General features: G+C 60.8%; 14 protein-coding genes. 11 read left to right on the top strand and 3 right to left on the bottom strand.

Annotated elements, in window-relative coordinates:
* Positions 1 to 10 precede the first annotated feature (10 nt).
* Together ACKLNA_RS11690 and ACKLNA_RS11685 are read right to left on the bottom strand one after the other, a co-directional pair.
* Positions 11 to 649, bottom strand: coding sequence for a Pr6Pr family membrane protein (locus tag ACKLNA_RS11690; protein WP_408985941.1), 639 nt, complete (start codon positions 647 to 649; stop codon positions 11 to 13).
* Between the two features lies 1 nt (position 650).
* Entirely contained in the window at positions 651 to 881 is a 231-nt protein-coding gene (locus ACKLNA_RS11685) for a VF530 family DNA-binding protein (protein WP_007956650.1), read from the bottom strand.
* A gap of 301 nt (positions 882 to 1182) precedes the next feature.
* Here ACKLNA_RS11685 and ACKLNA_RS11680 point away from each other — a divergent pair, with 301 nt between their 5' ends.
* From ACKLNA_RS11680 to ACKLNA_RS11655, 6 genes are all read left to right on the top strand, one after another.
* Positions 1183 to 2544: a carbohydrate porin gene (locus ACKLNA_RS11680; protein ID WP_408985940.1), complete on the top strand. Its 1362-nt coding sequence runs from the start codon at positions 1183 to 1185 to the stop codon at positions 2542 to 2544.
* Between the two features lie 136 nt (positions 2545 to 2680).
* Positions 2681 to 5092 carry a glucose/quinate/shikimate family membrane-bound PQQ-dependent dehydrogenase gene (locus tag ACKLNA_RS11675; protein WP_408985939.1) on the top strand — a complete coding sequence of 804 codons (2412 nt, stop codon included), beginning with the start codon at positions 2681 to 2683 and terminating at the stop codon, positions 5090 to 5092.
* A 166-nt stretch (positions 5093 to 5258) separates the two neighbouring features.
* Positions 5259 to 6485, top strand: coding sequence for a hydroxymethylglutaryl-CoA reductase (locus ACKLNA_RS11670; protein ID WP_408985938.1), 1227 nt, complete (start codon positions 5259 to 5261; stop codon positions 6483 to 6485).
* A gap of 4 nt (positions 6486 to 6489) precedes the next feature.
* A complete protein-coding gene (locus tag ACKLNA_RS11665) occupies positions 6490 to 7545 on the top strand; it encodes a mevalonate kinase (protein ID WP_408985937.1) in 1056 nt (351 codons plus the stop codon).
* Positions 7542 to 8543: a diphosphomevalonate decarboxylase gene (gene mvaD, locus ACKLNA_RS11660; protein WP_408985936.1), complete on the top strand. Its 1002-nt coding sequence runs from the start codon at positions 7542 to 7544 to the stop codon at positions 8541 to 8543. Before ACKLNA_RS11665 ends, mvaD begins: the two co-directional genes overlap by 4 nt.
* Before the next feature lie 331 nt (positions 8544 to 8874).
* Positions 8875 to 9243, top strand: a complete 369-nt coding sequence (locus ACKLNA_RS11655; protein ID WP_408985935.1) for a DUF6124 family protein — start codon at positions 8875 to 8877, stop codon at positions 9241 to 9243.
* 118 nt (positions 9244 to 9361) lie between these two features.
* Here ACKLNA_RS11655 and ACKLNA_RS11650 read toward each other — a convergent pair whose 3' ends face one another.
* Positions 9362 to 15088 (bottom strand): dermonecrotic toxin domain-containing protein, encoded by a 5727-nt coding sequence (locus ACKLNA_RS11650; protein WP_408985934.1) that lies wholly within the window; start codon positions 15086 to 15088, stop codon positions 9362 to 9364.
* Positions 15089 to 15281: 193 nt separating this feature from the next.
* Here ACKLNA_RS11650 and lon point away from each other — a divergent pair, with 193 nt between their 5' ends.
* The 5 genes from lon (at position 15282) to cmoB (ending at position 20638) form a co-directional block, all read left to right on the top strand.
* Positions 15282 to 17705, top strand: coding sequence for an endopeptidase La (lon, locus tag ACKLNA_RS11645; RefSeq protein ID WP_408985933.1), 2424 nt, complete (start codon positions 15282 to 15284; stop codon positions 17703 to 17705).
* 111 nt (positions 17706 to 17816) lie between these two features.
* On the top strand, positions 17817 to 18209 hold the full coding sequence (locus tag ACKLNA_RS11640; protein WP_408985932.1) for a protease inhibitor I42 family protein: 393 nt from the start codon (positions 17817 to 17819) through the stop codon (positions 18207 to 18209).
* A 2-nt stretch (positions 18210 to 18211) separates the two neighbouring features.
* The gene (locus ACKLNA_RS11635) at positions 18212 to 18856 is read left to right on the top strand and encodes a lysoplasmalogenase (protein WP_408985931.1); all 645 of its coding nucleotides are present in this window, start codon (positions 18212 to 18214) and stop codon (positions 18854 to 18856) included.
* 121 nt (positions 18857 to 18977) lie between these two features.
* Complete coding sequence (gene cmoA / locus ACKLNA_RS11630) at positions 18978 to 19685, top strand: carboxy-S-adenosyl-L-methionine synthase CmoA (RefSeq protein WP_408986121.1); 708 nt, start codon at positions 18978 to 18980, stop codon at positions 19683 to 19685.
* Complete coding sequence (gene cmoB / locus ACKLNA_RS11625; RefSeq protein WP_408985930.1) at positions 19682 to 20638, top strand: tRNA 5-methoxyuridine(34)/uridine 5-oxyacetic acid(34) synthase CmoB; 957 nt, start codon at positions 19682 to 19684, stop codon at positions 20636 to 20638. The genes cmoA and cmoB overlap by 4 nt, the downstream gene beginning before the upstream one ends.
* The last annotated feature ends 25 nt before the right edge of the window (positions 20639 to 20663 follow it).

Here is a 20663-nt window from a genome sequence, read left to right as displayed (position 1 = left end):
GGCGGCGCTGCTAAAGGCGCCGCCCTTGCCAACGATCAATCCCGATCACCAGCAACGCCATCAGCACAAACCCCGCCAGAATCCCCCCGGCATTGACGAACACCTGTGGATAACCCAGCAGCGCCACGTCAATGAACGGATAGGCATAAGCCCCCAGCAGATGCCCGCGCAGCAGCGCATAAGCGAAGTACACCAGCGGGTAGATCAGCCACAGCGGCAGATGCTTCAGACGCAGGGTGCCCTTCGGCACGCACAACCACCAATAGGCCAGGAACAGCAGCGGCATCACGTCGTGGAGCAATTCGTCAGCGATAAACTGCCAGCCCTGCGGGTGCCACAGGTGACGCAGCAAAATGCTGTAGGCCAGGCCCACCACCGCAATGCTCACGGCGATCCCGCTGCTGACCCACGGCTGCAGAAACCAGCGGCGCGCAGCGGATTCGCGATCCGTCACCGCGCAGGTCAGCACCACCGCCACCAGGGTGTTGGTGATTACGGTGAAGTAACTGAAGAAACTCACCAGCCCGCCCAGCAGACTGGCGCCGACGCTCAGGCGGGCGAAGAAAATCAGGTACAGCTGAATCCCCAGCCCGGCCCATCCAAGCACCGCCGCCGAAGTGATCAGGCGTCGCCGCAGCACGGCGTTCATCTCAGAGCGGGCGCTTGGTGCGCATCAGCTTCACGTACAGACGCTCGACCTTTTCCCGCGCCCATGGCGTCTTGCGCAAAAAGGTCAGGCTCGACTTGATGGTCGGATCGCTCTTGAAGCAACGAATGTCGATGCGCTCGGCCAGGCCTGACCACTCGTAATGGGTCACCAGTGCATTGAGGATCTGTTCGAGGGTCACGCCGTGCAGCGGATCGGGATTGTGGTCGTTCATGCCGGGCCTTTGGGCGAAGTGAAAATGCAGAAGCCGCGCACCTTAGCCGAGGGGCTGTGCCGGTGGAAGGCCTTCCTTCAAATGTAGGTGAACCGTGCAAGATCGCAGGCTCGCTCGACCCCGGCAATGTGATCGATTGCCGCACTGTTACCGAATCCGAAAGGGTTCATGTCTGCAAAAGCACTTTGTGTTTTTGTAACAGGACATTATCCTGCCGCCCTTCTGCTGAATCGCTTCACTGCCTGCGTCAAATCGTAGCGGTCAGCCCGTCCCCCATAAAAGATCAAGAAAGACCTATTCAATGCCCGATTTTCCGCTTTTCCGAGACAGCGCTATCTCAACCCTGCGCCTGATCGGCGGCTGCACCGCCCTTGGCCTCGCCACCTGCTCCCAGGCCGCTCCGGCCTTCGACAGTGAATCGCCGTATATGCTCGGTGACTGGAGCGGCACCCGCAGCGAACTCTCGGCAAAAGGCATCGACTTCAAGCTCGACTACACCGGCGAAATGGGCAGCAACCTGCACGGCGGCTACGACCACGACCGCACTGCGCGCTACAGCGACCAATGGGGCCTCGGCACCCATCTGGACCTGCAAAAACTGTTGGGCTGGAACGACGCCGAATTCCAGCTGACCGTGACCAAACGCAGCGGCAACAACATCAGTAACGACCGCATCAACGACCCGCGCGTCGGCGGCTTCACCTCGGCCCAGGAAGTCTGGGGCCGTGGCCAGACCACCCGCCTGACGCAGATGTGGTACCAGCAGAAATTCTTCGACCAGAAACTCGACATCAAGGTCGGCCGTTTCGGTGAAGGCGAAGACTTCAACAGCTTCCCGTGCGACTTCCAGAACCTGGCGTTCTGCGGCTCCCAGGTCGGCAACTGGGTCGGTGGCATCTGGTACAACTGGCCGGTCAGCCAATGGGCGCTGCGCGTCAAATATCACCTGACGCCGGAGCTGTATGCGCAGGTCGGCGCCTATGAGCAGAACCCGTCGAACCTCGATCGCGGCAACGGCTTCAAACTCAGCGGCAGCGGCACCCAGGGCGCGATCCTGCCGATCGAACTGGTATGGACGCCGAAGCTCAACGGCCTGCCGGGCGAGTACCGCGCCGGTTACTACTACAGCAACGCCAAGGCCACCGACGCCTATAAAGACAGCAACGGCCAGCCGGCAGCCCTGAGCGGCGAAGCCTATCGCAGCGCGTCGAGCAAACACGGCGTGTGGCTCGGCGTGCAGCAGCAGATCACCAGCGTCGCCAGCGACAACTCCCGCGGCCTGAGCGTGTTCGCCAACGGCACGATGCACGACAAGAAGACCAACGCCGTCGACAACTACGTGCAGGCCGGCGTGGTCTACAAAGGCCTGTTCGACGCCCGCGCCAGGGACGACATCGGTTTCGCCCTCGCCCGCGTCCACGTCAACCCGGCCTACCGCAAGAACGCCGAAGCAACCAACCAGGCCCGCGCCGTCTACGACTACGACGATCCGTCCTACCTGCCGCCGCAGGACACCGAATACAGCGCCGAACTCTATTACGGCGTGCACGTCACCAATTGGCTGACGGTGCGCCCGAACCTGCAATACATCCGCCATCCGGGTGGTGTGGACAAGGTCGATGACGCGCTGATCGGCGGGATCAAGATCCAGTCGTCGTTCTGACCCAATGCAGGCCGCTCAGGCCTGCAGATGAAATTCGATAGCCAGACAAGTTTTTATCTGAACCATGCCCGCGCCCAATCGTCATCTACAGTGACTACAGCGCGGGACTACTTGAAACGTCACGGAGAACCACACTATGAGCACCGAAAGTGCTTCGAGTCGAGGCCGTCTGCTTCCGAGCCTGCTCGGCATTCTGCTTCTACTGATGGGCCTGGCCATGCTGGCCGGGGGAATCAAGCTGAGCACGCTCGGCGGCTCGCTGTACTACCTGCTGGCCGGTATCGGCATCACGCTGACCGGCATTCTGTTGCTGATGCGTCGCCGCGCAGCACTGGGCCTGTACGCCATCGTGCTGTTTGCCAGCACCGTCTGGGCGTTGTGGGAAGTCGGTCTGGACTGGTGGCAACTGGTGCCACGTCTGGCGCTGTGGTTCGTCCTCGGCTTCGTGATGCTGCTGCCGTGGTTCCGTCGTCCGCTGCTGCTCAACGGTCCTGCACCGATGGGCACCGGCGGCCTGACCGTAGCCGTGGTGCTGGCCGGCCTCACCGCTCTGGCCAGCCTGTTCACTCACCCGGGCGAAACCTTCGGTGAACTGGGTCGCGACACTGCCGACACCACCAGCACCGCGCCAGCCATGCCCGATGGCGACTGGCAGGCCTATGGCCGCACCGAATTCGGTGACCGTTACTCGCCACTGAAGCAGATCACCCCGGCCAACGTCGGCAAGCTGCAGGAAGCCTGGCGCATCCAGACCGGCGACCTGCCGACCGCTGATGACCCGGTTGAGCTGACCAACGAAAACACCCCGCTGAAAGCCAACGGCATGCTCTACGCCTGCACCGCCCACAGCAAAGTGCTGGCGCTGGACCCGGACACCGGCAAGGAACTGTGGCGCTTCGACCCGCAGATCAAGAGCCCGGTCGGCTTCAAGGGCTTCGCCCACATGACCTGCCGTGGCGTGTCGTACTACGACGAAGCCGCTTACGCCAAGTCTGAAAACGCAGCGTCCGCCGTCATCTCCGAGGCCGGCAAAGCCGTCGCCCAGGCCTGCCCGCGTCGCCTGTACCTGCCGACCGCCGATGCACGCCTGATCGCACTGAACGCCGACACCGGCAAGATCTGCGAAGGCTTCGGCAACAAAGGCGTGGTCGACCTGACCCAAGGCATCGGCCCGTTCACCGCCGGCGGTTACTACTCCACCTCGCCAGCCGCGATCACGCGTGATCTGGTGATCATGGGCGGTCACGTCACCGACAACGAATCGACCAACGAGCCATCGGGCGTGATCCGCGCCTTCGACGTGCGCGACGGTCACCTGGTGTGGAACTGGGACAGCGACAAGCCGGACGCCACCGAACCGTTGGCCCCTGGTCAGATCTACAGCCGCAACTCGGCCAACATGTGGTCGCTGGCCAGCGTCGATGAAAAACTCGGCATGGTCTTCCTGCCACTGGGCAACCAGACTCCGGACCAGTGGGGCGCCGACCGCACCCCGGGTGCCGAGAAATTCAGCGCCGGCATCGTCGCGCTGGACCTGGCCACCGGTAAAGTGCGCTGGAACTACCAGTTCACCCACCACGACCTGTGGGACATGGACGTCGGCAGCCAGCCAACCCTGCTGGACATGAAAACCGCCGACGGCATCAAGCCTGCGCTGATCGCCCCGACCAAACAGGGCAGCCTGTACGTCCTCGACCGTCGTGACGGCACGCCGATCATCCCGATCCGCGAGATCCCGGTTCCGCAAGGCGCCGTGAAAGGCGACCACACCGCACCGACCCAGGCCCGTTCGGACCTCAACCTGCTGGCTCCGGAACTGACCGAAAAAGCCATGTGGGGCGCCAGCCCGTTCGACCAGATGCTGTGCCGCATCCAGTTCAAGGAACTGCGCTACGAAGGCCAGTACACGCCTCCGTCGGAACAGGGCAGCCTGATCTATCCGGGTAACGTCGGCGTGTTCAACTGGGGCGGTGTTTCTGTCGACCCGGTTCGTCAGATGCTGTTCACCAGCCCGAACTACATGGCCTTCGTCTCGAAAATGGTGCCACGCGAAAAAGTCGCCGCCGGCAGCAAACGCGAGAGCGAAACCGCAGGCGTGCAACCGAACACCGGCGCGCCATACGCGGTGATCATGCACCCGTTCATGTCGCCACTGGGCGTACCGTGCCAGGCCCCGGCGTGGGGCTACGTCGCCGGTATCGACCTGACCACCGGCAAGGTCGTGTGGAAACGCAAGAACGGCACCAGCCGCGACAGCTCGCCAATCCCGATCGGCTTCACCCTGGGCGTGCCGAGCATGGGCGGTTCGATCGTGACTGCGGGCGGCGTCGGCTTCCTCAGCGGCACCCTCGACCAGTACCTGCGCGCCTACGACGTGAACACCGGTAAAGAGCTGTGGAAATCCCGTCTGCCTGCGGGCGGCCAAGCGACCCCGATGACCTACACCGGCAAGGACGGCAAGCAATACGTCCTGCTCGTAGTGGGTGGTCACGGTTCGCTGGGCACCAAGATGGGTGACTATGTGATTGCGTACAAACTGCCGGAATAAGTTTCAGCGGCGGCAAAGAGAAAGGCGATGCCCTGTGAGGGGTGTCGCCTTTTTTATGGGCGACAATCGCCAATCGATATAAAAGACTGTCAACTTTGACAGGCGCCATTGTGCCCGTTTGCTCCGATCATCAACTTCACGTAGCGGTTGAATCACGGAGCCTTCCATGTCAGATACGCGCTTTGGCAACCACTGGATCGAAGCGCTGACCAAAGGGCAGACCCGCTTTCACCAGTTGCCCGCCGATCTTGATCACAACGAAGCCGCACTGATTCGCCGTGAAGCCCTGCAACACATCAGTGGCGCCTCACTGCGCAGCATTGGCGATTACACCCGCGAACCGCAGCCGGCCCATTGCGAGAACCGGATCGGCTCCATCCAGATTCCGCTGGGCGTCGCCGGACCATTGCTCGTCAAAGGCCAGGCCATCACTGCGCAGCAACCGCTCTACGTTCCCATGGCCACCACCGAAGGCGCGCTGGTCGCCAGCACCTCCCGTGGCTGCCGGGCAATACACGCCGCCGGCGGCGCAGTGGTCAGGGTCGAAGAGGTGGGCATTACCCGTGCGCCGGTGTTTCGCTCCAGCGGCATCGAGCAGACCCAGACCTTTCTGGGCTGGATCCGCGAGCACTTTGCGCAGATCCGGCAACTCTGCGAACAGCACAGTCAGCACCTGCAGTTGCAGGACATCGTGCCCGCCGTCGTCGGCACCTCGATCTATCTGCGCTTTCGCTTTCACACCGCCGATGCCATGGGCATGAACATGGCAACCATTGCCTGCGACCGGGTCATCCGCCAACTGATAAGCCCCGAGACAGGCGTCCCCTGCATCAGCATTTCGGGCAATTACTGCACCGATAAAAAGCCTGCGATGGTCAACTTCCTCAACGGGCGCGGCTATCGGATCCACGCCGAAGTCCGGCTGAGCCAAGACATACTGCGCGACATTCTGAAAACCGACGCCAAGGCACTTTGCGAGCTGCAGTATCGGAAAAATCTGCTGGGTTCGGCCATGGCCGGCACCATCGGCTGCAACGCCCATCATGCCAACCTGCTCGCCGCGTTCTTCATCGCCACCGGCCAGGATGTCGCTCAAGTGGCTGAAAGTGCCACGGGCATCACCTGTATCGAAGCCTGTGATCATGACGCCGTTTACGCGTCGATCATGATGCCCGACGTACCGCTGGGAACGGTCGGCGGCGGCACCGGACTGTGCACCCAGCGCGAAGCCCTGGCCTTGATGGGGATAATCCCCGGCAGCAAAAAACCCGGTGTCGATACCCGGCGGCTGGCGGAAATACTCGGCGCCCTGGTACTCGCCGGCGAGCTGTCGATCATGGCTGCCCAGGCCTCGCATCAACTGGTCTCGGCCCATCAACGGCTGGGGCGCTGACTCCATGATCCATGCAACAGCCCCCGGCAAAGTCATCCTGATGGGTGAACATGCCGCGCTGCATGGATGTCCGGCAATCGCCTGTGCCGTGGGGCTTTACTGCAACGTGTGGATATCCCCGCAAGAGCCTCGGCAGATCGACGTGCAACTGCCCGACCTTTCGTTCCGGCACAGCTATGCCCCCGAGCAGCTGGCGGACTATGTCAGCCATGTTCGTCTGGCCTGGGAGCATTATCGGCGCGTCCCCAGCGCCTGGAGTTATGCGCAACTCCACGCCGGTGCCCCCGACCACCTGATCAAATGCGCCATCGGTGAAATCCTGCTCCGACTCGCGCCGCCAGACTGGCAGGGCTTTATCCTGCGGGTGCAATCGCAGATTCCGAGCGGTGCCGGTTTCGGCAGCTCCGGCGCACTGGCGGTCACGCTGATGGCGGCACTGTCGCAGTTGTTCCGGCTGACAGAAGCCGATTGCCCGCTCGAACAATTGGCCCTGTCGGTAGAACGCTATCAGCACGGCGAACCTTCGGGCATCGACCACAACACCAGCCTGCTGGGCTCGGTTGTCGAAGGTCGGCGTGACGCGAAGGGCCAGTTCAATCTGCGCACGCTACCCGGCAGCCCTCCGCTCCTGCCGCTCGCCAACTTGCGTCTGTTCAACACCGGAACCGCCCGCGAGAACACCGGTCAGGTCATTGCCGCTACCCGATACCGGCTCGAAGGTGCCCACAATCCGTTGCTGGCCAGCATGCAACGCAATACCGAGCGCTTCTGTTCGCTGCTGCAACAATCGCGACCGATGCCGGAAACCCTTCGTGCGGTGATACGCGACTACCAGGCCGATCTGGAAAAACTGGGCGTCGTCCCCGCAGCGGTCGCCCGGTTGATTCGATCGATTGAAAACGCAGGAGGGGCAGCAAAAATCTGCGGTGCGGGAGCCCTGACCGGTCACCAGGCCGGTGCCCTGCTCGTCATGGGCGCAGAAGATGTACCCGAGCTTTCGCGGTATCGGCGAATCGACGCCCCTCTCGCAGTGGCAGGCCTCGAGATCCGCCGCTCATGAATCGCATCAGCGTCTCGTCGCCTGCCAACATTGCACTGATCAAGTACTGGGGCATGCGCGACGTGCTGAACACACTGCCCAACAACGCCTCGCTTTCAATGACACTCAGCCGTTGCGTCAGCCTCTGCACACTGGCTCCGCTTGCCCATGGCACGACCGATGAAATTCTGTGGAAAACCTCACGCGGTGCGCTGGTGCCGGCCGATCCCACCCTGCGGGCCGGAATCGAACATCACCTGCAAGCCTTGCGCGAACACTTCGATCACTGGCAACCGCTGCGCATCGCCACCACCAACAGCTTCCCGACCGGCGCCGGCATCGCCTCATCGGCAGCGGGCTTCAGTGCTCTGGCGGCAGCATTTGCCGTGTATCGCGGATGCTTGCCGACAGATCCCGTCCTCAGCGATCTGGCACGCCTGTCCGGCTCCGGCTCGGCGGCGCGCTCGGTATCCGGTGGTTTTGTGCAATGGCCCGGCCATGCGCAACTACTCTCGGGACCGGCCGTGCAAATCGCCCCCGCACGCCACTGGCCGCTGCATGACCTGATCGCCGTGGTCGACGCCCGACACAAAACCGTCAGCTCCCGCCAGGGTCACCTGCTCGCCACCAGCAGCGAGTTTTATCCGACCCGCCTGAAGCTGCTGCCGGAGCGTCTGGAACAAGTGCGCCGCGCCATTCTCGAACGCGACTTCACCCGACTGGCCGACGCCGTGGAACGCGAAGCCATCGAACTGCACCTGATCGCCATGACTTCGCAGCCACCAATCTACTATTGGCGCCCGGCGACACTGGCCGTGCTGGAACAGGTGCGCCAGTTGCGTGGCGAAGGCCTGGACGTCTGCGCCACACTCGACGCCGGCCCCAACGTGCACGTGCTCTGCACGCCACAACACTCCCCAAAAGTGTTTGCCGCGCTGCGCAAACTGCCTGACATCCAGCGCTGGATACTGGATAGAGCGGGCGACGGCCCCCGGCGGCTGGAGCAGCATCTGTTCTGATACGTGCGTCCTACAGACGAGGTGTTTTTCGGGGACGATTCCGACAAGTCGCGTCGGTTGTCCCTAGGAAACGGGGTGGATAGGCTTTGGGGGTCGCTGAAACATTCAGCGAACGGGCTTCGCAGTCCGCTCAACTCACTTGGTGCATAATCGCCACCCCAAACCGAAGTGCCTCGGTACTTTTCGTTTGTTAATGGTGGCTGTGCGCGGGATACCTTCGGGTATGCCGGAGTTTGCCAAGTGATCCGGTCTGCGAACCCGCGCACAGCTGCCACCCTCCATCGTTTCGCAGCGATTCGTGGTAGCTCAATTTGTCACTTGGAGTTCAACCATGAAAAAACCAACACCCAATCCCCCCGAATCAAACGACGCATCGCCCTACGAATCGCCAGATTCCAAAAAACTCCACGAAGCCGCCGAGCGCGCCCTCGACCACTACCTGAAACCCAACGCCACCACCCTGCGCTTCCATAAACCCAGCACCATGTTCCAGGTCGCACCCGATCAGGACAGCGAAAGCCTGCTGGTCCACGCCTGCGAATCACTGGCACAGGCCAACCTCATGACCAGCGACATCGCCGCACACATCGAACTCCCGCAGCGGCGGACAATTCTGGCCATTCAGCAAATCATCATGCTGGCCGAGCTGGCGGTGAATCGGGTGCTGGATAACGTTGAGGTCGATCGGTATCCAGCCTGATTATTGAAGAAGTCTCTGAGCGAAGAAGGGCTTGTGATGCGTTCTGCCTGAGGCACCACAAGCCCTTCCGAGCGTCAAATCCGTTGTTTTTTGACAATGCCCGTGGCCAGCCGGATTTTTATACCACCTTGATCAATTGCACATCGTGTACCAGCATACCGATCAAGTTCTGCAGGTATTTGAAGCCCTTATCTTTTTTCCCCCAGCGATCAATGAACAGCAAGCCGTGATCATTGACCTGGATCGGTGTCTCGACGATCTCGCCTGTTCTGGATTTATGCACCAGACGGGGCGCACCCGTGTCTGAATTGTCGATCATGAACATCCCGATATCAGTCAGTTTGCTGCGGCTGACAGGCGGATTCGGGGCTGGCTTTTTCTTTCCAGCGACGGCTACCTCCATCAAAAAGTCGCTGCGCAGCGCACAGCTTTTGGTTCCGAGCCTTTCGGACACAACTTCCCACCCCCCGCGATGGATACCCTTGGCCAGTTCCGGAGCCACGTCGCGCACATGGAGACTGACTGCCGAGAGGGTATCCGCCAGCCCCGGTACACCCAGGTTGTAATTGGTGTGGGCACTGCCGATGAAGGCCACCCATTTATGCGGTCCGTGTGCCAGTTGGTCGGCTTCGATCACCTGAGTGGCGAAATAGCTGAACATCTCGTTGCGAGAAATACTTTTGTCATCCAGACCCTTGAGGTGGTAGGACGCTGTGCAATCGAGTGCCCTGATACGGATGTTGTACTTGGCCGCCGCCTGACAGACCTCTGTGTACGTATCGTTACCGGCATGGGTGGGCATCTGGCCACGGTCCTGAACGCGCAGATAAGCCTTCAGCCTGTCCGGCATGCGCTGTGTCCGATAGAAAATATCCAGATCGGCCTGGTGCAGATCGGTGAACAGATGCTCCATGTACAGCGTGTCATACCCGGCCTGCTTGAGCGCCTTCATGTATTTTTTCAGCAGCACTTTGCTCGATACGTCGCCATGGGCCTCGCCGATCAGCAGGTTCAAGCGTCCGTCAGACAGTTGCCGCAAAAACGCTTCGAATGTGGTGTCTGAGGTGATCGTCGGGAGCCTGGCAGCTGCGGGGGGAGTGTACTGAGCAAAAGTGTCCCGGGCTTTTTTCCCGAGACGCTTGCGGTTGGCGATGAACGCATCATGCGCCAGTCTGTCATTCGGTGCCGACGGGTAATAACGTGAATCCATGGCGTGGGGTCGATGCAACATTCTCGCGGTATCGTCCCGCAGGGAGGCCTGGATATCGTAGTCGCTGAAATGCTCGACAACAGGGGCAATCGGAGCGGGCCTGGAGACGGGCTGGGGAGCCTTGTACGCCGTCGGCCATTGCACACGATAATCGCCCTTGGCAGCCGCATCCCCCGCGATTGTCCCGGCCGAATCGAGGCTGATACGTGCTGACTGATCCAGGGCAACGTCTTCTACACGCACGGCGACAGCAGCATGCAGGTCAGCCAGGCCAGGGGTTTTGTCGAAGGTGCACATGCGTGATTGTTCAGTGAGAACCACCCAGCGCTCCTCGGGCGCATCGGCGATATCGGCGGCCAGCGTCTTGTGTGAATAGAAATTTCTGATGCGGTTGCTTCGAGGGGTCAATGGCGAGTCATCAGCCAGGACCAGAGCCCCGTCCAGGTTGTAGCTGGTCGAAGCATCCAGCGCCTGGATTTTCAGACCTTTTTCGCGAGCCGCACGCACCAGTGCCAGATACGAGTGTGGTGCGTCTTTCTCATGTCCCAGTGCACGGTCGACGGCTTCAAGATGAGTTTTGATGTGTTTCCAGGTTCCACCCTTGTTCATTTTTGCCAGCTTGATATTGAAGACATCACCCGCCAGGTATTCCACGTAAAGCCGCTTGTAGCCGTGACTGACGAGTGCGTCCAGATTATCGATCAGCAGTTGTTTGCTGGCGATCGAATCGGGCCGGGCGCCGATCACCAGATTTTTCCCTTTGACAGTATCGCTGCCGATCAACCGGACAAATGACAGGTCGCCGGCGACTGCCGGGACTTCGGCGCGGGCTGCCAGCGGGGCAAGTCCGGCGAAATGAGCAGTGGCGTCTGCGCTGAGCTTTTCGACCTGCTTGAGGTATGCGGTGCGTGTCGAGGCAAGCTCATGGGCGGCGCCTTCCATGACGATGGCGGGCGTGATGGCTATATCGTCCTGACTGCGCAGGAGGACGTTCTGCCGGGTTTGCGGATTCATCACCGTTTCGATGCGTTCCCGGTACTTGGGCTCTACGCCATAGTCCTTATACGGTCCGGGGGTCTCTGGTACAGGCTCATACTTGGGCGCTCCACCGACCATGCCACTACGTACCATAACGCCATCGGAATTGCGCACGGTCAGAATGCCGGTAGAAACGAGTTCGCTGGAATCCGGCTTGAACCGATAGAGCAAATAACGACCGAGTTCGTCAGGACTGTTCCTGGTATAGAACAGTTGGTTTCTGAAAGACACCACATGCATGTCTTTCAAATGAGGTTGGGGTGCCACGTCATCAATCACGGCCATGACATGTTTCAGTTGATTTCTGGCGCTGGCACTGGAGATGCGTGGCAGCAAAAGACTGCGTGTGGGTTTGAGCGGTTTCAACATCGGACGCAGGTCGGTCAGTACCGCCCCGGCACTGTTGAACAGATAGCCGAGCCAATGCTCAAAAGCTTCACCGTGGTCACCCTGGCGATAGGCGTGCAGGGCGAGCATGCCGTCCTTGAAAGCCAACAGCAGACCGCTACTCAGGCTCAGCAGCGGGAACGGCGCAGTGGCAATGGCGGTGAACAGTTCGACAGTGATCCATACCAGACTGGCGATCATTCCGGCACGGCTGGTGGTGGTCGCGTTAACGTCGTCGATCCGACGTTGCAGCTTCATGTTGTAAAGGGCAAAGCGCAGATCACTGACTGCCGCGACCGCGTGGGTCGAGTCGTAACGCGCAGGGCTGGGTGTCGTTTTATTGAGGTCTGCGGGCAGCTCCTTCCTGATATTTTCAAGGTACTTGCTTACACGGGGCCGGGCGCTGACGCTGACTCGCGAGACCAGGTATTCGAGCATGCCGGACAGCTGTTTAAGCAGGTAGTTGAACAGCCGCGCCTCGCGAAAAACCACGCCGTCGGGCGCATCGGGTGTGTAGAGCAGGACCGGGTTGTCGCCGTGGCTGAACAGCCACGTATCGATCACCCACTCGCCGTCGATCATCAGACGGTGAAGCGCATAATTCGTGCGCGTGGCACCTGAAGTCTCACCCATACTGTCAATACTGTGCTCCAGCCATTGCAGGTCATGACTGGCAATATGGCCTTGCAGCTGGCATTCCAGCGCGGCGTTTTTCATCTGGAGCCGGGTAATCGCCAGGGTTGCATTACGCCTGAAGTCATAGCCTTCGCTTGTCGAACTTTGCAGCTCAGCCTTGACCTTGTCGATGTAGCGTTGGCCGATCCATACACCGGTGACCGAACGCGCGACATTCTCTGCAGTCAGGTTGCTGATATCGATCCCCTGCGGACCTCTGAAGCGCGCCGAGCGGGAAAATTTTTCATCGAGAAAACCGACGCCGTCGGCGTAACCGTCGCGATAAAGCTTCGTGTACGTCAAAGGTGCCGGTGTCCACGAGGGCATGATGGAGGTCGGCGAGAATGCCCAGACGGTATCCGGGTCGACATCGTTGGCCGTGCGTTTGAGCAAGCGATTCAAGCTTATTTTTGCTTGCTCGTGCACATAGTCATCAAAGGTCGGAAAGCGACTGCCCGACAAGGCGTGGCTGATGAACGCACGCAAGACTCCGTTAGCGCCTTCGCCATGGGTCGTCAGTTTCCGGCGGTTGACGGAGGTGGTCGAGCGATACCACAACGGTGTACTGAAATCGTAGTCGTCGGTCCGTGTAGCGAGCACGTGCCTGGCCATCGCACCAAGGCAATCGAGATGACTGCCGTGAACGAACGTGACCTTGTGATGCTCGCGCGCCTCTGGCTTGAAACTCAGTCCGGACAACACCTGGCGCACCTTCTGGCGAAAACGCATGGGCGCGCGACGGATCAGATAGCCGGCCATGCTGTCGGCGACACTTTGCCGGGCCCAGCCAAGCAAGTGAGTCTGGCATTCGAGCTCACTGTCGAAAGCCTGGAATTGCTGCTCTCGCGGCGCCTCTGGCGTACACAGCAACAACCGTTTGATCGCGCCGCCGTCATCGTTCTGGCACAGCACCCACAAGTCCTGTAACTGTGCGCCGTGCAGCGACACGGTGGCGGCGCGCAGGCGGGAATCGCGGCCGTCACGCAGGCGCTGGATCAGTTGCAGGTCACTGTCGAGCAGATGCCCTTGCAGCACTGCCGCGTGAGCGAGGGCGACGATACGGTGATCGAGCATCTGCTCGATGGCGGATTTGATCGCAGGCCTGGCCTGTAGCGCTTTTTGCAAGTCATAGAAATCAATTCGAGGCTGCAGCTCCACAGCTTGCTTGATCAGCCACGCTGGTGTCACGTCAGCGTAGGCTGGTGGCAAAGGCTCGTCATTGTAAGTGAGGGTGGTGTGCTTCAAAAACGCCGAGTCCGGTAATTCATCGCCGGTGTGCGGGCCGCGCAAGGACAGCTCAAGCAAACTGCTTTGTTGCACATAATTACCGTATCCCGGTACTTGACGAACGGTGGAAAGGCTTAATTTTTCGGGCTCGATGTCGTCGATTTCCAGATCTTCGCTCAGGCGCTCCAGCCATTGCTGGCGGGCCAGGGCCGTCAGGCTGCCTGCCGGTCCCATCAGGTCGAGCAGGTATTGCCGCCTCTGCTGGTAGTTGCGCAGGTGCTGCGCCAGTGCGTTTTTTTGCGCAGTGCTGGCGCTCCGATACCAGTGCGGTGCGCTATCGCGCAGATGGCGTTCGAACAAGGATTGCGCGCGCAATTCCATACGCGACGTGAGATCCGGCAATGCGGCGGCAATTGCGCGTTCCAGGGCCGCGAGCAATAGCGTGGGGTCTTGCAGCGGGTTATCGGAGAAGCTCAAGGCGCGCTCGATATCCTGCGTACGTTTTTCGATCAGCGCATCGTAGATGTGTTCGAACAAGGGCTTGCTGTCGATCGGTACCAGCGACAGCGGCCAGATACCTGCTGCGCCCACAGCGTGATAGCGCGTCGGCAGCATGTGCATGAATTCTTGACTTGCACTCGCCTGGTTCAGGGACGCGCGCAACTGGTTGTCGAGATCAGCCAGGGAATTGAAGAATTCGATGCCCCTTGCGGGGGTGAACAGCAACGCGTAACCCATGCCTTGGTCTGTCTGCAGATCCTTGACCTGGCGGGTGTTTTTTTCCGTGACGAGGAAGGCGCCGGCCAGCTCGACGATGGTGTCCTGGTAGCTGAACTGCAGCGCGTAAGTGGCTGGACGCAGCATAGGTACCCTATCGAGCTTTTTGAGAAGCTCGCCGGCTTGCGGGTGCAGCAGGCGGTCGCTGACGGCTTGCCTTGCTTCGTTGCCGATGGCGGTGAAGCCCGCGTCATATACGAGGAAGCTTTTCGCCGGTTTGCCGTCGATGCGGTCGCGCATGTCCATGCCGGCCAGTTGGCTAGCCAGTCCGCTTTTCAGCGTTGCGATCAACTTTTTGCCTTCGGCGCTTTTCAGATCGCTGTTTTCCACCACCTGATACAGCGCGCGACTGCGTTGCAGGTAGCTTGTACGGTAGGTTTTCAGTTGCTCATCGAGGCGTTTCAGGAAGGCCTGTTCGCTGGTCGGTTTCTGTTCGGGAAGCAATGGGGTTTGGGTATTGAACAAATAATGGGCGATCACGTTGAGATCGTTTTTGATCTCTTCGGGTGTGGGAGGGGTGGTGATACTCATTGGCACACGTCCATGTTGAGGATAAGGGCGCAGCATGGCGAAGGGCAGTCCTGACAAGGTGGTACACATACACTTCCAGACGAGGTCCAGACCCTGTCAAAGCCCTGAACACACAACCAGAAACACCCACCCCCATTGAAACCACCAAAACCCTGCCCCATCTAAGACCCATACCCCATTGCGCAGGTGCCCCATGAGCGACCAGCAAGAATTCCCCGAGAACCCCGACGACATCACCGAAACCGACGCCGAACACATCGAACACCACGTCCCCGGCAAAGGCCTCGCCCTGCCCGGCCAGAACCTGCCGGACAAGGTCTACATCATCCCGATCCACAACCGCCCGTTCTTCCCGGCTCAGGTCCTGCCGGTCATCGTCAATGAAGAACCCTGGGCCGAAACCCTCGAACTGGTCAGCAAATCCGAACACCACTCCCTGGCCCTGTTCTTCATGGACACGCCCCAGGAAGACCCGCGCCACTTCGACACCAAGGCACTCCCGCAATACGGCACCCTGGTCAAGGTGCACCACGCCAGCCGCGAAAACGGCAAACTGCAATTCGTCGCTCAGGGCCTGAGCCGTGTGCGCATCAAGACCTGGCTCAAGCACCATCGCCCGCCGTATCTCGTTGAAGTCGAATACCCGCACCAGCCCACCGAGCCGACCGACGAGGTCAAGGCCTACGGCATGGCGCTGATCAACGCGATCAAGGAACTGCTGCCGCTCAACCCGCTGTACAGCGAAGAACTGAAGAACTACCTCAACCGCTTCAGCCCCAACGACCCGTCGCCGCTGACCGACTTCGCCGCCGCCCTGACTTCCGCCACCGGCCCCGAGCTGCAGGAAGTGCTCGACTGCGTGCCGATGCTCAAGCGCATGGAAAAAGTCCTGCCGATGCTGCGCAAGGAAGTCGAAGTCGCGCGCCTGCAAAAAGAAATCTCCGCCGAAGTGAACCGCAAGATCGGCGAGCATCAGCGCGAGTTCTTCCTTAAAGAGCAGCTCAAGGTCATCCAGCAGGAACTCGGCCTGACCAAGGACGACCGCAGCGCCGACCTCGAACAGTTCGAGCAGCGTCTGGAAGGCAAGGTCCTGCCGACGCAGGTGCAGAAGCGCCTCGAAGAAGAGATGAACAAACTGTCGATCCTCGAAACCGGATCGCCGGAGTACGCGGTCACCCGCAACTATCTGGACTGGGCAACCTCGGTGCCGTGGGGCGTCTACGGCGAGGACAAACTCGACCTCAAGCACGCCCGCAAGGTGCTGGACAAACACCACGCCGGCCTCGACGACATCAAGGACCGCATTCTCGAATTCCTTGCGGTCGGTGCCTATAAAGGCGAAATCAGCGGCTCCATCGTGCTACTGGTGGGCCCGCCGGGCGTGGGTAAAACCAGCGTCGGCAAATCCATCGCCGAATCCCTCGGCCGGCCGTTCTACCGTTTCAGCCTCGGCGGCATGCGCGACGAAGCCGAGATCAAGGGCCACCGCCGCACCTACATCGGCGCGCAACCGGGCAAACTCGTGCAGGCGTTGAAAGACGTCGAAGTGATGAACCCGGTGATCATGCTCGACGAGATCGACAAGATGGGCCAGAGCTACCAGGGCGACCCGGCCTCGGCGCTGCTGGAAACGCTGGATCCGGAACAGAACGTCGAATTCCTCGACCACTATCTGGACCTGCGGATGGACCTGTCGAAAGTCCTGTTCGTCTGCACCGCCAACACCCTGGATTCGATCCCCGGCCCGCTGCTGGACCGGATGGAAGTGATTCGCCTGTCGGGCTACATCACCGAAGAAAAAGTCGCCATCGCCAAGCGTCACCTGTGGCCGAAACTGCTGGAAAAGGCCGGTGTGTCCAAGGGTAGCCTGAGCATCAGCGACAGCGCCCTCAAAGCCCTGATCGACGGTTACGCCCGTGAAGCCGGCGTGCGCCAGCTGGAAAAACAGATGGGCAAACTGGTGCGCAAAGCGGTGATGAAGCTGATCGACGACCCGAAAGCGGTGATCAAGCTCGGCCCGAAAGACCTCGAAGCGTCCCTCGGCCATCCGGTGTTCCGCAACGAGCAAGTGCTGTCCGGCACCGGCGTAATCACTGGCCTGGCCTGGACCAGCATGGGCGGCGCGACTTTGCCGATCGAGGCCACGCGGATTCACACCCTGAATCGCGGCTTCAAGCTCACCGGGCAATTGGGCGATGTGATGAAGGAGTCGGCGGAGATCGCCTACAGCTACGTCAGCTCGCACCTGAAGTCATTCGGTGGCGATCCGAAATTCTTCGACGAGGCTTTCGTCCACCTGCACGTGCCGGAAGGCGCAACACCGAAAGACGGCCCGAGCGCCGGCGTGACCATGGCCAGCGCCCTGCTCTCGCTCGCCCGCAACCAGCCACCGAAAAAAGGCGTGGCGATGACCGGTGAACTGACGCTGACCGGGCACGTGCTGCCGATTGGCGGGGTGCGCGAGAAGGTGATTGCGGCGCGGCGGCAGAAGATTTTCGAGCTGATTCTGCCGGAGGCGAATCGCGGAAACTTTGAAGAGCTGCCGGATTACCTGAAGGAAGGGATCACCGTGCACTTTGCCAAGAAGTTTTCGGATGTGGCGAAGGTGCTTTTCTGATTTCGTCTTGAACCATCGAGGGGGGCTGGCATCGCTGCCCCTCACTGTCACACTTTGTCTCATCTTCAGTTATGCTCGCCGTTCGTCGCCAACGCCGGAGCCGCTGAGCCTATGTCCCCCACTCGCCTGTTTGTCCCCCTGTCCCTCGCCCTGCTGGCCGCCTGCGCCACGCAACCGAAAACCAACGTGACCGTGGAAAAACAGAGCGAATGCCCGGTGCAACTGACCAACGGCCAGAACCTGATCGTCATGCTGCCAAGCAACCCCACCACCGGCTATCGCTGGGCCATTCAGGACTCGGCTGGCGGCGTGCTGCATGCGCTGAGCCCCGAGGTCTACAGCAGCCCGAAAGATTCCGGCATGGTCGGCGCGGGCGGTTTCTCCACCTGGCGTTTCCAGGCTTTTGCTACCGGCACCGGGCGCCTGCGCCTGACATCGCAGCAACCCTGGGAACCTGAAGTCGAGCCGGTGGAAACCTTTGACTGCGCGATCTCGGTGAACTGATCGTGGGCTGGCTGATCCTCGCGCTGATGGGCGCAGCGACCTTTCTCTATGGCGTCAGTACCCACGCGGCGCTGCTTTGTCTGTTGGTCAAACCGCTGCCGGTACTGGCCCTGCTCGGCTGGCTGCACGATGCGCCGCCGAGTGACTATCGCCGCTGGATCAGCCTGGGTCTGATTTTCTCGTTGCTCGGCGATGTGCTGCTGGCATGGCCGGGAGATTTGTTCGTGTTTGGTCTGGGTGCGTTTCTGGTCGCGCATCTGGCGTATCTCAAGGCTTACCTCAGCGATTGCCGGCGTCTGGCCCTGCTACCGCTGATCCTTGCCCTTGGCGTTGGCGCAGTCCTGCTCGGCATCCTGATTTCCAGCGGACTCGGGCCGTTGACCGTGCCGGTGATCGTCTACGGCACCGCCATCAGCGCCATGCTCTGGCGCGCCCTGGCCCGACTCGGCAGCGGCGTACCGCAACGTTCGGCGTTGCTCGCGGCAGGCGGAGCGGTGGCATTCGTGTTCTCCGACAGCGTGATCGGCATCGATCGATTTGTCGCACCGTTCCACGCCGCGCCATACGTCATCATCCTCAGTTACTGGTTAGGGCAGTGGGGCATCGCCGCCTCGGCATTTTCCCAGAGCAAACGCCCGGTCCTTTGATCGGGCGGTTTATCAGACAACCCGCGCATCTGCGCGCCAGTTTGGCTAAAATGCCGGCCTTTTCATCGACACCGCCGGAACCGCCGTGAGCAAAGAACCCGATCGCATTTTCGCCCAGCCGATGGCCCAGGTGCCTGACTTCGCCTTCAACGAAGACGTGGTGCGGGTGTTTCCGGACATGATCAAGCGTTCGGTGCCGGGTTACCCGACCATCGTCGAGAACCTCGGCGTGCTCGCGGCACAATTCGCTCAGCCGAACAGCGTGCTCTACGACCTCGGCGCCTCCCTCGGTGCAGTGACCCAGGCCCTGCGCCGCCACGTGCGCACCGACGGTTGCCGGGTGATTGCGGTGGATAACTCGGTGGCGATGGTCGAGCGCTGCCGTGAATACCTCAACGGTCAGGATTCGATGTTCCAGGAGTTGTTGCCGGTCGAGGTGATCGAAGGCGACATCCTCGCCCTCGATTTCAAACCAGCCTCGGTGGTGGCGCTGAACTTCACCCTGCAATTCATCGCCCCGGAGCAGCGTACGGCGTTGCTGTCGCGCATTCGCCAATCGTTGCTGCCGGGTGGCGCGCTGATTCTGTCGGAGAAGCTGCGCTTCAACGATGCCGAAGAACACGCGTTGCTGACCGATCTGCACGTCGCGTTCAAACGCGCCAACGGCTACAGCGAACTGGAAATCGCCCAGAAGCGCAGCGCCATCGAAAACGTCATGAAGCCCGACAGCCTCGAAGAACACCGCGAGCGCCTGCTGGCCGCCGGGTTCTCGAAAGTCGTGCCGTGGTTCCAGTGTCTTAACTTTGCCTCGTTGATTGCCTTGCCATGATTGATCTGTCCCCCCTCGCCCGCCGTCTGGCCGGCACACCGCTGGCCGACTGGGCCAACACCCTGCAAGCGCAACTCGACAAGAAAATGGAGAAAGGCCACGGCGATCTGGAGCGCTGGCAAAGTGCGCTGGACGCCCTGCCGAAGATCCAGCCGACCGAAGTCGACCTGCTCGACGGCTTGAAGCTGGACACCGATTGCGACGACGCAACCCGCGCACAGATGCGTACCGCGCTGATGGGTTTGTCGCCTTGGCGCAAGGGGCCGTTCGATCTGTTCGGCGTGCACGTCGACACCGAATGGCGCTCGGACTGGAAGTGGTCCCGGGTCGCTCCGCATCTCGACTTGAAGGGCAAGCGCATCCTTGATGTCGGTTGCGGCAACGGTTACTACATGTGGCGCATGCTCGGCGCCGGTGCCGACAGCGTGATCGGCGTCGATCCGAACTGGCTGTTTTTCTGCCAGTTCCAGGCGGTGCAGCGTTATCTGTCAGAGCCGAATGCCTGGCACTTGCCGTTCCCGTTCGAAGATCTGCCGCCGAATCTCGAAGGCTTCGATACGGTGTTTTCCATGGGCGTGTTCTATCACCGTCGCTCGCCAATCGAGCATTTGCTGGCGTTGAAGGATTGCCTGGTCAAGGGCGGCGAACTGGTGCTGGAGACGCTGGTGGTCGAGGGCGACAAGCATCAGGTGCTGGTGCCGGAAGATCGTTATGCGCAGATGCGTAACGTGTGGTTTTTGCCGTCGGTGCCGGCGCTGGAATTGTGGCTGCGACGTGCGGGATTCACGGATGTGAAATGCGTGGATGTGAGCACCACGACCGTTGAAGAACAGCGCGGGACCGAGTGGATGAAGTATCAGTCGCTGAGTGACTTCCTGGATCCTGAAGACCACAGCAAGACGATCGAAGGGCTGCCGGCGCCGATGCGGGCGGTGATTGTCGCGAAGAAGTAAATCTTCCGAACATAAAAAAACCTGT

This window comes from Pseudomonas sp. UV AK001, from assembly GCF_046097675.1.
GTDB classification, from domain to species: domain Bacteria; phylum Pseudomonadota; class Gammaproteobacteria; order Pseudomonadales; family Pseudomonadaceae; genus Aquipseudomonas; species Aquipseudomonas kribbensis.
Note: the sequence above shows the minus strand (reverse complement) of the source record. Positions and strands in the feature narration are given on the sequence as shown.

Coding starts and splice junctions, on each gene's coding strand:
- ACKLNA_RS11690 (WP_408985941.1), bottom strand. CDS start 649: ATGAACGCCGTGCTGCGGCGACGCCTGATCACTTCGGCGGCGGTGCTT.
- ACKLNA_RS11685 (WP_007956650.1), bottom strand. CDS start 881: ATGAACGACCACAATCCCGATCCGCTGCACGGCGTGACCCTCGAACAG.
- ACKLNA_RS11680 (WP_408985940.1), top strand. CDS start 1,183: ATGCCCGATTTTCCGCTTTTCCGAGACAGCGCTATCTCAACCCTGCGC.
- ACKLNA_RS11675 (WP_408985939.1), top strand. CDS start 2,681: ATGAGCACCGAAAGTGCTTCGAGTCGAGGCCGTCTGCTTCCGAGCCTG.
- ACKLNA_RS11670 (WP_408985938.1), top strand. CDS start 5,259: ATGTCAGATACGCGCTTTGGCAACCACTGGATCGAAGCGCTGACCAAA.
- ACKLNA_RS11665 (WP_408985937.1), top strand. CDS start 6,490: ATGATCCATGCAACAGCCCCCGGCAAAGTCATCCTGATGGGTGAACAT.
- mvaD (WP_408985936.1), top strand. CDS start 7,542: ATGAATCGCATCAGCGTCTCGTCGCCTGCCAACATTGCACTGATCAAG.
- ACKLNA_RS11655 (WP_408985935.1), top strand. CDS start 8,875: ATGAAAAAACCAACACCCAATCCCCCCGAATCAAACGACGCATCGCCC.
- ACKLNA_RS11650 (WP_408985934.1), bottom strand. CDS start 15,088: ATGAGTATCACCACCCCTCCCACACCCGAAGAGATCAAAAACGATCTC.
- lon (WP_408985933.1), top strand. CDS start 15,282: ATGAGCGACCAGCAAGAATTCCCCGAGAACCCCGACGACATCACCGAA.
- ACKLNA_RS11640 (WP_408985932.1), top strand. CDS start 17,817: ATGTCCCCCACTCGCCTGTTTGTCCCCCTGTCCCTCGCCCTGCTGGCC.
- cmoA (WP_408986121.1), top strand. CDS start 18,978: ATGGCCCAGGTGCCTGACTTCGCCTTCAACGAAGACGTGGTGCGGGTG.
- cmoB (WP_408985930.1), top strand. CDS start 19,682: ATGATTGATCTGTCCCCCCTCGCCCGCCGTCTGGCCGGCACACCGCTG.